Raw genomic sequence first — 15,885 nt, forward strand, 5'->3', positions numbered from 1 at the left:
CGGAACCGGGAATGGCTGCAACGGTAGCGTTGCATGTCAAATAAAATGCAGGAGGTTAAGATGAAGAGAAATGCAATCTTGCTAGCCATACTATCGATGATGGCGATATTGTTTAGTGGCTGCATAACGGCCCAGAGTCCGACTGGTGATGTCAGGATCACCACAGGCGACTCTCAGAAATTCTCGGTAACGGGATCTAACAACGGACCATATTCATGGTACTGGAATGACGCCCCCATCACGGGGGCCGAAGGTGCTTCCTACACCTATATTGCCAAGTCGGCGGATGTGGGAGAAAACACACTCAGGGTTGAGACGACAGACAAGCTTTCAGGATCACTGCTTTTCGTCGAATGGAAGGTGACCGTCGTCGAAGACCTTAAGCCGGTGGCAGTCATATCCGGCGCGAACCCGCTGGACGTGACCTTTGACGGAGTGACCCCTGTCACACTTGACGGGAGCAACAGCTTCGACCCGGAAAGTAAACCTCTCACCTACATGTGGGAGATAGTTTCTCAGCCTTCCGGCAGCACGGCAAAGATAGCCAAGCCGGGTGACATGATTACGAGCTTCATACCCGACAAAATGGGCGCCTACACAATCCGCCTGATGGTCAACGACGGAAGGCTCAACAGCCTAGGCGCAGCGCTCGCAGTCAATGCTTATATAACAAGCGCACCGCCTACCGCCAATGCAGGAGCCGATCAGAACGTTCTGTTCGGTAACACCGCACAGCTCGACGGGACAGGAAGCTTTGACCCCGCATCCCTGCCGCTCACCTACAAGTGGACCATAGACTCAGGCCCGTCAGGCACTGCGGCCACGTTAGACGATGCGACCAAGGCAAATCCGGTCTTCTCGCCGGATAAAAAGGGCATGTACGTAATCAGCCTGGTGGTGAATAACGGCGTGTACGACAGCAACACTGACTTCGTCGTCATAACAGTTTACAACAACATGCCAATCGCCAAAGCCGGGGCCGCCATATATGTCCCCGACCTTGGTGGCACGGCGCATCTAAACGGCAGCGGCAGTTACGACCCGGACGGAACCACGCTTTCATTTGAGTGGATACTCATCTCAAAGCCACAAGGCAGCACTGCTGCACTAAGCAGCACTACTATAGCCAACCCGACGCTCACCTGCGACAGGAAAGGCGCATATATTGCACAGCTCACGGTCAGTGATGGTGACCTTAGTGCTACCGACCAGGTGCTCATCACATGCAGCGACCAGGTGCCTGTTGCAGATGCCGGTTCTGACATTACCGTCCCGTTCCTCAGCACCGCCAATCTCGACGGCAGCGGCAGCTATGACCCGGACGGCGACCCGCTCACCTATGCCTGGTCGATTCTCTCGGCGCCTGTTGGCAGTATGGCAGCACTCTCAAGCACTACCATCGTCAACCCGACCTTCACTCCAGATATAAGAGGAGTTTATGAGATCCAGCTGGTAGTTACAGACAACGACGTACCGCCGATTTCAAGCGCGCCTGATACGGTGCTCGTGACTGTCACAAACCATCTGCCTGTAGCTAACGCAGGGTCTGACATCAACGTCAGCATAGGCGGCACGGCCAATCTCTTTGGAAGCGGCTCAGACTACGATGGGGACGCCATAGAGGCCTATGCATGGACCGTCATCAATGCGCCTTACGGCAGCACGGCAGATGTATCCGACCCGGCCATAGCCAACCCGACCTTCACGCCTGATTTAAGGGGCGACTACACAATCGGCCTATCTGTTTACGACGGTATGGACTGGAGCTTGGTTGACACCATGCAGGTGCACGTGTTCAACAACAGGCCCATCGCAGTTCCCGGCCCTGACCAGGCTGTGCATTATGCCAACCGCAACAGCATCCATCTTGATGGCAGTGCAAGCTGGGACCCCGACGGAGATCCTATCAAGTTCTACCGCTGGGAGGTGACATCCAAGCCGGAGGGAAGTAACCCAGTGTTCTCTAATGACCTGATCGCCAACCCGACCCTGTCAATCGATAAATTCGGCACTTACCAGGTCAGCCTGATTGTATCGGATGGAAACATCGAGAGCCCTGCGAGCACAATGACAATAACCACGCCGTTTACCAGAACCCTTTTCCTTGAAAATTGGGAAAGTGGGGCTGGAGACTGGTATCAAGTTAATAGTGGCTCTATACTTAGCTCCGGAGTAGTAACCACTCTTGCTAACTCCCCAACTCATTCCTGGTCGGCAGCAGCAAATAAGTCTGGAACCGATTGCTCCGGTGCAACAAGATATGCCAGGATCCATAAGAATCTGCCTCCAAACTCGCATGTTGTTAAGGTAAGCGCATGGAATGCATGGAGAGTTGTTACTTCTGGTACAAGCGGGCAGGGCAATGTGAGTAATCAAAAGTTCTGGACTGGTGGAAGCAGTGGAACCCCTCTAGGCACTATGTTCCAGTCACCAGACCAGAACACATGGTATTATAACGAGATTGAGCTCAACCAGCCATTAACCGATATTGGACTGGGCGCCGAACTTTTTACTATGAGAATCGTTGTTTTAATTGAAATTGGATCTGGATATGGGCAAGTATTCTGGGATGATATTCAAGTTACTGTATGGGATTAATTAATGGCTGGCAGTGCAGAGAGAAGGTTCGATTCCTTACCTCTGCACCTGACCCTGAAGAAAAGGGGCCGGCCGGAAAGGTCCCCTTTGAAGGGCAATCATAATAATAAACGGAGGTAATGCATGAAGCGAAACATAAAATTATTACTGATAATGATGATACCCCTCTTTATGTTGTCGGCGTGTATCATATCAGTTACGCCGTCTGCGAGAACAGTATCGTTGGAATGGGGCAAGAATCAAATATTCAAGGTAAACCAGATCGGGACATGCACGTGGTTCCTTGATGGTGTTCAGCTGACGGAAAGCAGCTCCACTTATACATTTGTGAGCTCATCTCATGTGATCGGGACATATCATCTCAAGGTCGTATCCACCTTGGGATCCACATCGGCTTGGCGTGAATGGGAGATCACGGTCAAATCAGCGCCAGTCATCGTACCTGCGGCTACGAGCTGCAATGACGTCACAAACCTGGGCCTTGTTTGCTCGACCAAGCTCCTGTGCACCGGCGAGGAGTATGAAGAAGGTGATGTAATCGCACAGGAACCGGCGGCAGGCTCAAGTGTTCCGGCAGGCTCCACCGTGAAACTGACCATATCTTCAGGCCCGTGCGGAATTCATGAGGTGATGGTGCCAGCGGCAACCAGCTGCGCATCGGTAGAGGCTGCAGGCTTCGTATGCAGTACGACAACGAGCTGCAACAACACCGTGCCTGCCGGCGTTGTCCTCTATCAGTCTCCGGCCGCAGGCACCATGGCCATGCCGGGTACCACGATATCTCTGGTCCTGTCCTCAGGCCCGTGCACAACCGAGGTCGAGGTGCCTAATGCCACGAACTGCGCCGATGTCGAGGCGGCAGGTTTCATATGCAGCCGCATATATGAGTGCAGCATGACTGTGCCCATAGATTCTGTAATAGAGCAGTCACCCCCGCCAGGCATGATGGAGATGCCGGGCTCGATCGTCAACCTGACGCTTTCATCTGGAGTCTGCAAGTCGCAGGTCCCGAACGCAACCACTTGCGAGGAACTGGTTGAGGCAGGATTTGTATGTAATGAGGTCAATGTCTGCAGCAATTCACATCCGACACCAGGCGAATTCGCAGGACTCAGCCCTGCTCCGGGAACACCGGTAGCCCCTGGCACGACAGTGACGCTTAGACACTCAATCGGCCCGTGCACCGTGGTTGTACCTAATGCGGCCACCTGTGACGACATCACAGCGACCGGCTGGCTAACATGCAGCACGATCTATGAGTGCAGAGACGGGGTCCCGGCAGGAACCAAACTCGGCCAGAACCCGGCACCCGGCACTGAGGTGGCTACTGGATCAGGCGTTGAGCTTATTATCAGCACCGGCAACTGCCCGATAATGCTGCCAGCACCTACTAACGTACAGGCCTCCGACGTCGTGCTGACCTCACAGTCTGACCCGATGCTCAACCACAACTTTAACGACAAGGTTAGGGTAACGTGGACCGCGGCCGCAGGCGCCGAGTATTACAAGATCTACCGCGCAAACTCTGCAGTGGGTACATACACCTACATAGGAAGAACAGTTGGTGCAGAGACTACGTTTGACGATATGCAGTCCAACCAGGAAATACCGACTCTCGTTCTGCCGGCATGGCCCGAGCTGCCGTCAGATAATGCGCCTCTCGCAACAGCGAACCTCAATGCATATGAGGCAGCCGCAAGGCCGATAGTACAGCAGTTCAAGGACTTCAAATACTACAAAGTAAAGGCGGCCACGACAGACCCGGCCTACATTGACAGCGCGTTCAGCCCCTATGACGAAGGCCGTATAGACTACACCCTTGATGAATTCTATCAGGTCGTAAAAGGCGTCGGCATGGGCATCCCGATGTCAAGGCTCTTCATCGCAGCAAGCCCGATAGGCGTTGGTACAAATGCATACTGGTATGACTTCTGCGGCGACGGCTACATGCGCCTCCAGATAGCCATCTCAGGTACGAACGGCGTGGTAACCGCGACGGTCTCCAACTTCGTCGAGTCGTTATACTACAACATGATTATAGGACAGGTGGACTGCAGCCCGACGAAGAGGAAACTCCTCATCACGAACGGAAGCATTACGGGCTCCATACCTGTATCCAGCATGGACGGGACCCTAACCGGTTCAGTGGCGTTTACGGGCAACTATGCGGGCAAGTTCAACAACATAAGCATCCCGATTGTTGACATGAATATTTTGCCAGGTACTTGCACCGTTGTTTACAACGGCCAGACCGTAGCTAACTACCCGTTCGCATTCTAGGATAGGAGGATGTTATGATAAGAAAACATTTATTATTGATATTTATCGTAATGCTGGCGGCCATACTGGGCGGGTGTGTCATAAGCAGGACACCCGCATCAAACGACGTGACCGTGCAGCTTGGCACGTCGGCTGACTTCAGCGTGTTCGCGATACCAGGTAACGGCGCCTACATTTGGACCCTGGACGGAGTGGTTCAAACAGAAACAACTAAATCATACACGTTCACGGCGTTATCATCAGGCAAGCATGTCCTCATGGTGCAGGTGCCGCCTTCAATAGGCGTTCAGACACAGGCATGGACAATCCATGTGAACTATAAGCCTGTGGCCGATGCAGGGCCGGCCCAGCTCGTGGGTGAGAATGTGCTTGTCACGCTCGACGGGTCTAATTCGCATGACCCGGACGGCGACATAGTAAGCTATTCATGGGTGCAGACAGACGGCCCTGAGGTCACGCTTGATGATGCGAGTGCAATTAAGCCAACTTTCACCAGCCCTGCAACAGTCCCGACAGGCGGGGTATCTCTTGTCTTCGAGCTTACAGTGACCGACTCCACAGGGCTCACTTCCAAGGCGAGTACCATCGTTAACGTATCCTGGGACAACCTGCCCCCGACAGCGAACGCAGGCCCGGATCAGACAGTGTCTGAGAACTCACTCGCGACCCTCGACGGTTCAGCCTCGACCGATCCGGATGACGGGATAGCCTCATACGCATGGAAGCAGCTTTCAGGACCGAGGGTGGTGCTCTCAGATCCGGCCGCTGTCATGCCAACATTCACCACTCCCAATGTGGGTCCAGCAGGGGAATCGCTGACATTCCAGCTGACTGTTACCGATGTTGGCGGACTCAAGTCGAGCGATACCGTCAACGTGAACGTAAGCTGGAGCGACATACCGCCGGTGGCAAATGCAGGTCCGGACCAGACTAAGGCAGAAGGCAGCCTGGTGACGTTAGACGGGTCAGCCTCAAGCGACCCGGACGACGAGATCGTTTCATACGCTTGGATACAGACGGCAGGCCCGTCTGTGACTCTATCGGACCCCACGGCTAAGAAGCCCACGTTTACGGCCCCTGATGTCAACGTAGCAGGGGCAGTGCTCACATTCGAACTGACAGTCACAGACACGGCCGGCCTGCAGTCCACAGACTCGGTGGACATAAACGTTACATGGGTGAACGCGCCGCCTGTTGCAAATGCTGGTCCTGACCAGAATGTCGGGAGATACTCAACAGTAACGCTGAACGGCACAGCCTCGCACGACCCTGATTCCGACGGCATAGCGTCCTACCTCTGGACGCAGACTGGCGGTACAACGGTAACACTGGTAAATGCAAATACAGCGGTTGCATCGTTCTACGTAACATCCGCGATTGGATCGACCTTCACATTCCAGCTGAAGGTGACCGATCCGGGCGGACTGACCTCTACAGATACATGTATAGTCAAGGTCACTACCCAGGGCTCGGTTTATTCCAAGATATCAGGAGGAATGAACTTCACGATGGCGATCAAATCGAACGGGACTCTGTGGGGCTGGGGCACCAATGGCTCCGGCCAGCTTGGTGATGGCACCACGGTATCAAAGGCATTCCCGACCCAGATAGGCACTGATACAGACTGGGTATCAATAGCATGCGGCTATCAGCACACCCTGGCGATAAAGTCAAACGGCACGCTATGGGCATGGGGCCTCAATGACCACGGACAGCTCGGTCTCGGCGACACCGTTACAAGGCTTGTCCCGACACAGGTAGGATCGGAACAGTGGGTCTGTATTGATGCCGGATCCTATCATTCAGTCGGATTGCTGCTGGATGGTACGCTTCAGGCCTGGGGCTATGGCCTCTACGGCCAGCTTGGAACCGGCGGAGTGGCTGATGAACTCGAACCGTCCTACGTAGGTAACGGTCTGCCAGAATGGAGGGTTATCAACGCAGGTCGCAACCACACCGCTGCAATAGATGGCAACGGCCAGCTCTGGACATGGGGCCGCAATGGCTATGGCCAGATCGGTGACGGCACAACGATCAACAAGTATGATCCTATCCAGATCGGCACAGCGACCAACTGGGAATATGTAAGCGCAGGCGATGACCAGACTATTGCCAAGACGACCACAGGACAGCTGTGGGCCTTTGGAAAGAACCTGCAGGGCCAGCTCGGACTCGGCGATACCACATCAAGAACAACCCCGGTGCAGATAGGTACGGCCACAAACTGGAGCTCGGTTGATACTGACGCCGCACACACTGTTGCCATAAAGACCGACGGGACACTCTGGTGCTGGGGCTACAACAGCAACGGACAGCTCGGCGACGGCACAACGACCGACAGGACATCGCCGATTCAAATCGACGGAACCGGCTGGCTCAGGGCAAACGTCGGATATTTCCACACCATTGGAGTCAAGACAGACGGTTCGCTCTACTGCTGGGGCCTCAACTCCTTCGGCCAGCTTGGTGACGGGACCACGATTGACGAGTGGGTGCCGACTCTGATCAGCTCCGGCTGGTGAGGAGTCCAGGAAAAGTTACACACAGAAGTAATATAATGTAATCAAAGCAGCGGTCAGTGGCATCAAGTCACTGGCCGCTGCTGCCGTATAGGGTTGTGACTATTAAAATTCCATGGGGTGGATAATGCTGTTTGATGCTAAAATAAAAACCTCTGTGTCAACTTTCATCTGCATTACATTATTATCAATCCCTCTCTTTGCACTACCCCCTGAGATAATAAATGAGGTAAAACCATCAAAGGTCCTGGAAATCTCAAAGAACAACAAGAAGGACATCCTGCGCCTCCAGTCAAAGACGAATCTGCCTGACTATGTTAAACTGTATCTAGATAAGAGTGATCTGGACATAGAGCTTAAAGGCATCATTCTTGAATATGTCTATGCGGGGTACGGTCTTGAGATATCAGGACCGGATTTTGCGAGCTACCTGTTCCCCTTCCTTGGCATCGAAGGTAAACCGGTTTCCTGTTTAGGAAAGTTGAGTGCCAATGAAAAGTCAGACCATCCTTTACTGACTGGAGTGAAGAAGGTGGAATTTTCCTGCGGATGCTCTCCTTCCTCATCACAATTTATCTGCAGGAGACCGGATGTGGCAACGCTGCTGACAGGTCAGGACAACACCAGTGCAGCAATCGCATTCAGATATGGGACAGGCAGGGTCATCGCATTCGACAGACCATTGAAGTGCATACCGGACATAAAGCATTCGAGCGATGCCGGATACGACACTTACAGGTTCGCGATCAACATCGACCAATGGCTGTGCGGATTCTACGTACCGGGCGTCTCTTTCCGGCTGAAGCTACACCACTGAGTGCTCAACATATCTCTGAATTAAATGTTGGGGTCTGACCCCATGCTTGTTCGAGCATCGGACGGGTTTACCCGGTTGTTATGCTTCCTCTGGTAAATTGCCGCCAGGATCATGAAGGAAAAAAGACACAGCGTTCCACCAACCGAAAGCCTCTGTTGCAGTCCAATGTAATTGTGCAGGAAGCGGCCATGCATCATCGCGTAGATCGTACCACCTACGTCGACGGCGGGAAAGAGAGCCCATAAGCAAATTAGCGTTTTAAGAAGGGGATGATTAGACCATGCGGGATGGCTAAGAGCTGTGAGCATGATTGCCGGGGCCGTCAGGCAAACAGAAACCAAAACAGGAATCATATGCAATCCCGATTTAATACTGAAGACGCCGCTCATCATCATACCCAGTCCGCAGACGGCGGCCAGAGCTAAACCTGCTTGTCCTGGGCGACTGAAAAGATGATAACTTTTTACCCATATGGAAACAACCGCCAGGGCGGTACCGGGGAGAATGATCCCCCCCCAGATAGCGAGGTAACGATAGGGTGAGGAGCTAAGGGCAAGGTTGCTTATCGGTTCTAAACGAGTAACATAACCCGGGGTGTTAATGCTGGCGATCAGTACGGAAAAGAAGTGTACCAGCGGTATCGCAATCAGGATAACCAACAAAACTCGACGAGATGTCCTGCTCATTGTTTGCTGCATAAAAATTATTACACCCTTAGTCTATTTTTTTAATATTTATTAAGGGCTTTTCAACAGGTTGATGCCCGGTCAGATCATTTATGGCCCTAGCATAGAAGTATAAAAATATTCCAAATCCCATCATGATGAAGCACTGGATCTGACCCATTGTGAAGGGACCGAGCACAAATCCAATCTGAAAATCGGGTTCTCTGAAGAATTCCAGTATAAACCTGAACAGCCCGTAGAAGAAGAGTAATGCGGATATTATCACCCCGTTGATCCTGGATTTATAACTGATTAAATAAAGTATCATAAACAGCACAGGCCCCTCAAGGAAGGCCTCGTACAGCTGGGACGGATGTCTTGGTTCAGGTCCCGCATGCGGGAATACCATACCCCACGGAACATCGGTAACGCGACCGTACAGTTCGCCATTTATGAAATTGCCTATACGACCTAAGAAAAGGCCCGGAGGGGCACTAATTGCACCGAGATCTGCTAGCATAAGGAATTTTTTATTCCTCTTTCTGCTATATATATATCCTGAAATAATTACGCCGATCAGCCCTCCATGAAATGACATTCCTCCAGCAAAAATGAGAAGAGGATAGGAAACAAACCATGAGAAGTTGTATATCAGGCAGTGTCCCAGCCTGGCTCCTATTAACAGCCCCGGGATGGGATACATGAAAAGGTCTGCCAATGAGCTTCGTATGCCGGCACAACTCCAGCTTTCGATCATCGGCATTCCGGAATGTCTTCTTTTTGCCTCAAATTTGAATATTACGAAAGCTATTGCGAAACCTATAATATACATCATCCAATACCAATGGATTTCAACAGGCCCCCATATATGCAGAACAGGATCTATATTCGGGTATTTCATATCCTGTTATGTTTCTCACAACAAAGCTCTCATAGTCAAGCACCTTCATGTGGTTATAAAGAATGATTTTGCACAGGGAAGTAGGCCTCCACCTTTACTAGACCGTGTGTCTGGCAACACACTACATGGCCATGTGAAGGACTGCCCTTGAGCGTGACCGAATATACCTCTTTCCTGCCGTTGATTCAAAAAGAGTTTCACCGGTATCGGAACTCTCTTGTTGAACAGGAAATCAGGATAGTATAAGTTTGCCGGTGGTCGATAAGAGAGATCATCAAGGAGTACATATGAAGTATGAGCATCTTTTTTCAGAAGGCCTGATCGGTACTGTCAGAATAAAAAACCGTGTTGTTATGCCGGCCCTTGAAGTGGGTATGGCTAATTTTGACGGGACCCCCTCGGAACAGCTGATAAGCTATTACGAAGAGCGTGCAAAAAACGGGCTGGGACTTATTATAACAGGCGTGACACGAGTGAACGAGCGCCATGGTGCAGGTCTGCCGAGGCAGCTTGCAATGACGGCTGACCGTCATATCGAGCCTTTCGCCCGTATGGCCGAGCGTATCCATAAACATGGCACAAAGATATTCTGCCAGCTGCATCATCCCGGAAGGCAGAGTAATTCACTCATGATAGGGTCATGGCCGCTTATGGAGCTGACAGGAAGGATCTGGCCCGGATACTGGAAATATTTTTTCAAGCTGGTTCCTGCTGCCGAGAAATTCGCAAAAACCGGACTTGTCCCGCCTGTGGTGGCGCCTTCGGCTGTGCCGTGTCAATACTCAAAACAGAAAACAAGGGCACTCATGCACTGGGAAATAAGACACCTGGTCAGGGATTTTGCAAGGGCGGCCAGACGAGTACAGCTCGCAGGCGGTGACGGCGTCGAACTTCATGCAGCCCACGGCTACCTGATACAGCAGTTTCTGAGCCCGCATACGAACCGGCGCACCGATGAATATGGAGGCTCGCTTGAGAACCGCATGCGCTTTATCCTTGAGATCATCCGGGATATACGCGCTTTATGCAGCCCGGATTTTCCCATTGCCGTGCGCCTTGCCGTTGACGAATTTTACCGGTGCATAGGTAAGGCAGGGCAGGGCATAGAGCTTGAGCAGGGCGTCGAGATTGCAAAGCGGCTGGAACAGGCCGGTGTCGATGCCATAGACGTATCTTCTGCTAATTACGAGACCATGAACTACTGGCTGGAACCTGTCTCATATGAGCCGGGCTGGCGGAAGAATCTTGCAAAAGCGGTCAAAGAGCAGGTTAATATACCTGTTCTTGCGGTAAATCTTATACGCAGTCCCGAGCAGGCCGAGGCACAGTTGAGCGAAGGATATCAGGATTTTGTGTGTCTGGGGAGACCTCATCTGGCAGATCCGGCCTGGTCGAAAAAAGTGAGTGAGGGCCGCGAACAGGAAATAAAACGCTGCATCAGCTGCCTTTGGTGCTTCGAGTCTTTCCTTGCAAATGCTGTTCAAGGGGAACCCCTTGAATGTGCCGTAAATCCGAGGCTGGGCCGTGAACGCGAGACCACAGAGCCTCTCAGAAACGGAAACGGCAGGGTGGTTGCCATCATCGGCGCTGGACCGGCCGGACTTTCCGCTGCTGAGATATTGGGCCTGCGTGGATTCAAACCAATTGTATTCGAGAAAAACACATTCGTGGGAGGCCAGCTTCAACTTGCAAATAAACCGCCGAAAAAGGAGAAGATAAACTGGTGCTTCACCGACCTCTATAATGCGGCGCTCAAAAACGGGGCCGAGTTCAGATTCAATACCGAAGCCACTTTCGAGATGATCAAGGATCTCAACCCCTTTGCCATTATTATTGCAACGGGAGGAACCGCAATTACTCCGCCCATAGACGGTGTAAATCAGCCCCATGTCTGCACGGTTACCGAGGTGCTTGACGGCTCGGTTGAAATCAAAAAAGAGCGTGTGGCAGTAATCGGCTCAGGCATGACCGGACTAGAAACCGCAGAGAAGCTGGCCGAGGACGGCAACCATGTACTTGTCGTGGAGATGATGGATGCCATCGGGTCCGGAGCTCATTCCCAGCACCTTGACGATATCATGCCGAGGCTCAGGTCGTATCATGTGGACTTCATCACCTGCCACAAGCTGGTCAAGATAACCGCTGACGGCATAATAATCGAGAACACGACAAACGGCCAGCGCATGGAAGAAAAGATCGACAATGTTGTGCTTTCGGTAGGAGTCCGCAGCAACGACAGGCTTGCCAAGGAACTGAGGCCGCACTTCGTAAGGCTTTATACGATAGGCGACGCCCGTAAGATAGGCCGTATCGCCCATGCCGTCCGCGACGGCTTTGATGTCGCCTGGAATCTGACGTGACGCATGGTCCCGGTCCTGTAAAATGACTGAAAAAACCTTAATCGCACATCCAGTCTGTGACTTTCGGAAAACGTCTTGTATGTTTTATCCTTCCGATGTCTTTTAGGAGCAAGTTGATGCCGAAAGGCCTTCCGTGTGAAGGGTAGATGGTTTTAACATTGAACATATCATCAAGGCGTTTCCAGTCATTATAATATGTCTGAAGGTCTTCTATATAAGTCTCGGTGTGAAATGTCCGGGTCCAGGCGAGGAAATTTACGGCCGCATCTCCCACAAATGCATTTCCGCCCGGAAAGACGAGCGAGATGTGGTCCTCGCTGTGCCCTCTGGTGCATATGACAACACCGTTCTTTATGCCGAGACTGTCCAGCGGCATTCCGTCGTTGTTGTCATCGATGAGAATATCCGTTTCCCTGAACGTAAAAGCAGGGAACTTGTGTGTCCAGGTTTTATCCAGTTTTTTCATCCTGAGCAGAAAGACGCATAAAAGATTCGGGCACCTGGCACTTGTTTTCAGAATGTTCCGGCCGAGCGCCAGCCCATACGCTGATTTCTTATGCGCGATTATTTTTACTTCAGGATTGAGCTCTGCAAGGGCGCTCAACATACCACCATGGTCGTCATGATGGTGCGTAAGAAAAACATATTTTATGTCAGATAGCTTAATGCCGTTTTCTTGAAGTGCTCTTATGTATTTCTGAAAGTCATTGATATATCCGGTATCGACCTGGACATACCATGTACCAAATTTTATCAGGTAACAGGCAACCATGCCGAAATCAATCCTGATGACATCGTCTGAGATTTCATTGAAACGGTCGTGAGCCATTTTTACCTCCAGTCATAAGTATATGAAAAAAGAATATAATTATTATCTTGAATCAAAAAATATTTGTTAAGTCAAGGCGGACCTAAAACTGCTGGTTATGGATCGGCTGGATAGATGTTGATCTTTGCAAATGGTGTGGGATTTACCGGTTTTCTGTGTTCTTGTGGAATTTCAGCTGCGATAAGGGTCAACTTATCGCAGCAGGGAAGGTCTTTACTTCGGAGATTTTAAAGTTCCGGCACTCTTTCCGGTGGCTGCTTTCTTTGTCCTCGGTGTAGATTTTGGCGCTGCACTTTTGATGGCAGAGGTCTTACCTTCGATGTTCTTCTGAATAGAATATCCGCCCCTGTTGCACATTACATCAAGTATGAAATCATCGCCGTATTTACCTGTGGCGTCGACAAACATGCCGATCTGGTCTGCGAGAACTTCACTGATGTTGGCTTTGGCGGGCAATACTTCTCTGAAATGATCGTACTGTTCCTCGGTAAGTGAAATGGTTATCCTTTTGCAAGCCATGACTTTCTCCTTTTTGCATCTGTAATATTGGTAACAGTAATATTATTTTGCATATTATGTCAAGAAATAATAGAAAACCAATCTGATATGTTAAGGAATAAAGAACAAATATATTAATATGTTAATATCATACCGGGTGAAATATGATTATCACCCGGTATGATCTATGAGACTTTTCCGCCCGGTTCGGGGCTTCCGTCAAAAGTGCATATTTTAAGGTCGCTGCCTGCCAGGATCATTCCTTCCGAGAGGCCGAACTTCATCTGCCTTGCCTTAAGATTGGCCACTACGACGACCATTTTTCCGATTAGAACGGACGGGTCCGGATATGCTTCTCTTATACCAGCAAATATCTGTCTGGGTCTTGTCTCACCCATGTCCACACTGAGGCGGATCATCTTATCGGATCCTTCGACGAGTCCTGCTTCAAGGATTTTTCCTGAGCGGAGATCAACTTTGGAGAAATCATCGATTGTAATGGTTCCTGTAGCAGTCCCCTGAGGTATAGGCTGCTTTGGTTCTGATTTTTTCGATTTGACGGGGCTGGTCTTATCGATTTTGGCCCAGGTGTCTTTTAAGGTAACGGTCCGGTTGAAGACAGGCTTTTCCTGAATTGAATCCTTTGAGTCTACGCAGAAATAGCCAAGACGCTCGAACTGGAAACGGGCCAAAGGCTTGGAATCTGCAAGGGACGGTTCGACAAATGAGCCTTCCATTCTCAGCAGAGATTCGGGATTGATGTAATCGAGGCTGTCCTTTCCTGTTTTTTCTGCTTCTGCCCCGGGGTTGTCGACAGAATACAGCCTGTCATAAAGCCTTATTTCTGCGGGTATGCCGTGAACCGCCGAAACCCAGTGCAGCGTGCCTTTCACCTTGCGGCCGTCAGGTGCATTGCCCCCCCTTGTCATAGGGTCATACCTGCAAATCAGTTTCTTTATTCTGCCTGAAGAGTCTTTTATTACTTCTTTGCATGTAATGAAGTATGCTCCTCTGAGTCTGACCTCTCTGCCGGGCGAAAGCCTGAAAAACCTGGGAGAAGGGTCTTCCATGAAGTCGTCCTGCTCTATATAAATCTCACGGCAGAACGGGACCTTGCGTGAGCCCATCTCGGGCTTGTCGGGATGATAGGCTATCTCGAAGTCTTCGTGCTGGTTTTCGGGATAGTTTTCAATAACGACCTTCAAGGGGTTCAGAACCGCCATCACCCTGGGCGAGCTGGAGTTAAGATCCTCGCGAATGCAGTGTTCAAGGAGCGCCATATCGACCGTGCTGTCCCTTTTTGCAACGCCGATGCGATCGCAGAAATCCCTTATTGCGGAAGGTGTTACACCTCTCCTGCGAAGCCCGGATATCGTAGGCATTCTCGGGTCGTCCCAGCCCGAGACGATCTTTTTCTGTACGAGCTCGAGAAGTTTCCGCTTGCTCATGACCGTATAGTTGAGATTGAGCCTTGCGAATTCGATCTGCCTTGAGCGGAATATATCTAGCTTTTCCAGAAACCAGTCATATAGCGGTCTGTGGTCTTCAAATTCGAGCGTGCATATCGAATAGGTTATGCTTTCAATGGAGTCTGAAACCGGATGCGCATAGTCGTACATGGGATAAATGCACCATGCATCACCTGTCCTGTGATGGGTTGAACGCAGTATCCGGTAGATCACCGGGTCTCTCATATTGATATTGGGCGAGGACATGTCGATTTTGGCCCGCAGAACCTTTGAGCCGTCGGGAAATTCACCTGCCCGCATGCGCCTGAACAGGTCGAGGTTCTCGTCGATGCTGCGATCTCTGTATGGGCTGTTCTTTCCGGGTTCGGTAAGCGTGCCTCTGTATTGTCTGATTTCCTCCGCACTCAGTTCGCAGACATAAGCAAGTCCTTTCTTGATCAAGAGTTCGGCATATTCGTAGAGCTTCTCGAAATAATCAGAAGCAAAATAGCACCTGTCCTCCCAGTCGAAACCGAGCCATCTGACATCCTCGAAAATAGAGTCGATGTATTCCTGGTCTTCCTTGCTGGGGTTTGTGTCATCGAAGCGCAGGTTGCACATGGCGTTGGGGAATTCGTTTGCAATGCCAAAGTTAAGGCATATCGACTTTGCATGGCCGATGTGCAGATAGCCGTTGGGCTCGGGCGGAAAACGCGTGTGAACCCTGCCTCCGTGCTTGCCCGAGGCAATGTCTTCCCTGATTATGGACCTGATGAAATCGGTTCCCTGCGGCTGGATGGCAGACTCTTCAGGGTGGGTGCCGTTCTTGTCTGAATGGCTGTTTTCGGTGTTCATATAAAATGGTCTCCGGATGAGTTTATTCGGCTTGATGCAAGCCTTGAGGCTATATAACACAGGAGGAGAGTGCTGTTAAGTCCAATGACCGGAAGATACATAATTGTATCCGTCA

The 15,885-nt window shown here is 51.0% G+C and carries 10 protein-coding genes and 1 pseudogene; 5 read left to right on the forward strand and 6 right to left on the reverse strand.

Going from position 1 to position 15,885, the window contains the following annotated elements; genetic code table 11:
• The first annotated feature begins 60 nt into the window (after positions 1 to 60).
• The 4 genes from VIS94_16800 to VIS94_16815 all read left to right on the forward strand — a co-directional run bounded on the left by VIS94_16800 (position 61) and on the right by VIS94_16815 (position 8,214).
• The gene (locus VIS94_16800) at positions 61 to 2,598 is read left to right on the forward strand and encodes a PKD domain-containing protein (protein HEY9162738.1); all 2,538 of its coding nucleotides are present in this window, start codon (positions 61 to 63) and stop codon (positions 2,596 to 2,598) included.
• 123 nt (positions 2,599 to 2,721) lie between these two features.
• The gene (locus VIS94_16805) at positions 2,722 to 4,878 is read left to right on the forward strand and encodes a PASTA domain-containing protein (GenBank protein HEY9162739.1); all 2,157 of its coding nucleotides are present in this window, start codon (positions 2,722 to 2,724) and stop codon (positions 4,876 to 4,878) included.
• 14 nt (positions 4,879 to 4,892) lie between these two features.
• A complete protein-coding gene (locus VIS94_16810) occupies positions 4,893 to 7,400 on the forward strand; it encodes a PKD domain-containing protein (protein HEY9162740.1) in 2,508 nt (835 codons plus the stop codon).
• A gap of 124 nt (positions 7,401 to 7,524) precedes the next feature.
• Entirely contained in the window at positions 7,525 to 8,214 is a 690-nt protein-coding gene (locus VIS94_16815) for a hypothetical protein (GenBank protein ID HEY9162741.1), read from the forward strand.
• Between the two features lie 20 nt (positions 8,215 to 8,234).
• Here VIS94_16815 and VIS94_16820 read toward each other — a convergent pair whose 3' ends face one another.
• Together VIS94_16820 and lgt are read right to left on the reverse strand one after the other, a co-directional pair.
• On the reverse strand, positions 8,235 to 8,900 hold the full coding sequence (locus tag VIS94_16820; protein ID HEY9162742.1) for a hypothetical protein: 666 nt from the start codon (positions 8,898 to 8,900) through the stop codon (positions 8,235 to 8,237).
• A 28-nt stretch (positions 8,901 to 8,928) separates the two neighbouring features.
• Positions 8,929 to 9,780 (reverse strand): prolipoprotein diacylglyceryl transferase, encoded by an 852-nt coding sequence (lgt, locus tag VIS94_16825; GenBank protein HEY9162743.1) that lies wholly within the window; start codon positions 9,778 to 9,780, stop codon positions 8,929 to 8,931.
• Positions 9,781 to 10,067: 287 nt separating this feature from the next.
• Here lgt and VIS94_16830 point away from each other — a divergent pair, with 287 nt between their 5' ends.
• Positions 10,068 to 12,140 (forward strand): FAD-dependent oxidoreductase, encoded by a 2,073-nt coding sequence (locus tag VIS94_16830; GenBank protein HEY9162744.1) that lies wholly within the window; start codon positions 10,068 to 10,070, stop codon positions 12,138 to 12,140.
• A 37-nt stretch (positions 12,141 to 12,177) separates the two neighbouring features.
• Here VIS94_16830 and VIS94_16835 read toward each other — a convergent pair whose 3' ends face one another.
• The 4 genes and pseudogenes from VIS94_16835 to VIS94_16850 all read right to left on the reverse strand — a co-directional run bounded on the left by VIS94_16835 (position 12,178) and on the right by VIS94_16850 (position 15,770).
• Entirely contained in the window at positions 12,178 to 12,969 is a 792-nt protein-coding gene (locus VIS94_16835) for an MBL fold metallo-hydrolase (protein HEY9162745.1), read from the reverse strand.
• A gap of 213 nt (positions 12,970 to 13,182) precedes the next feature.
• A complete protein-coding gene (locus VIS94_16840) occupies positions 13,183 to 13,488 on the reverse strand; it encodes a hypothetical protein (protein HEY9162746.1) in 306 nt (101 codons plus the stop codon).
• Between the two features lie 164 nt (positions 13,489 to 13,652).
• Positions 13,653 to 13,994, reverse strand: coding sequence for a hypothetical protein (locus VIS94_16845; protein ID HEY9162747.1), 342 nt, complete (start codon positions 13,992 to 13,994; stop codon positions 13,653 to 13,655).
• A 12-nt stretch (positions 13,995 to 14,006) separates the two neighbouring features.
• Positions 14,007 to 15,770, reverse strand: a pseudogene (locus tag VIS94_16850) (glutamine--tRNA ligase/YqeY domain fusion protein).
• Positions 15,771 to 15,885: the final 115 nt, after the last annotated feature.

The organism is Desulfomonilia bacterium (genome assembly GCA_036567785.1).
GTDB lineage: Bacteria > Desulfobacterota > Desulfomonilia > UBA1062 > UBA1062 > DATCTV01.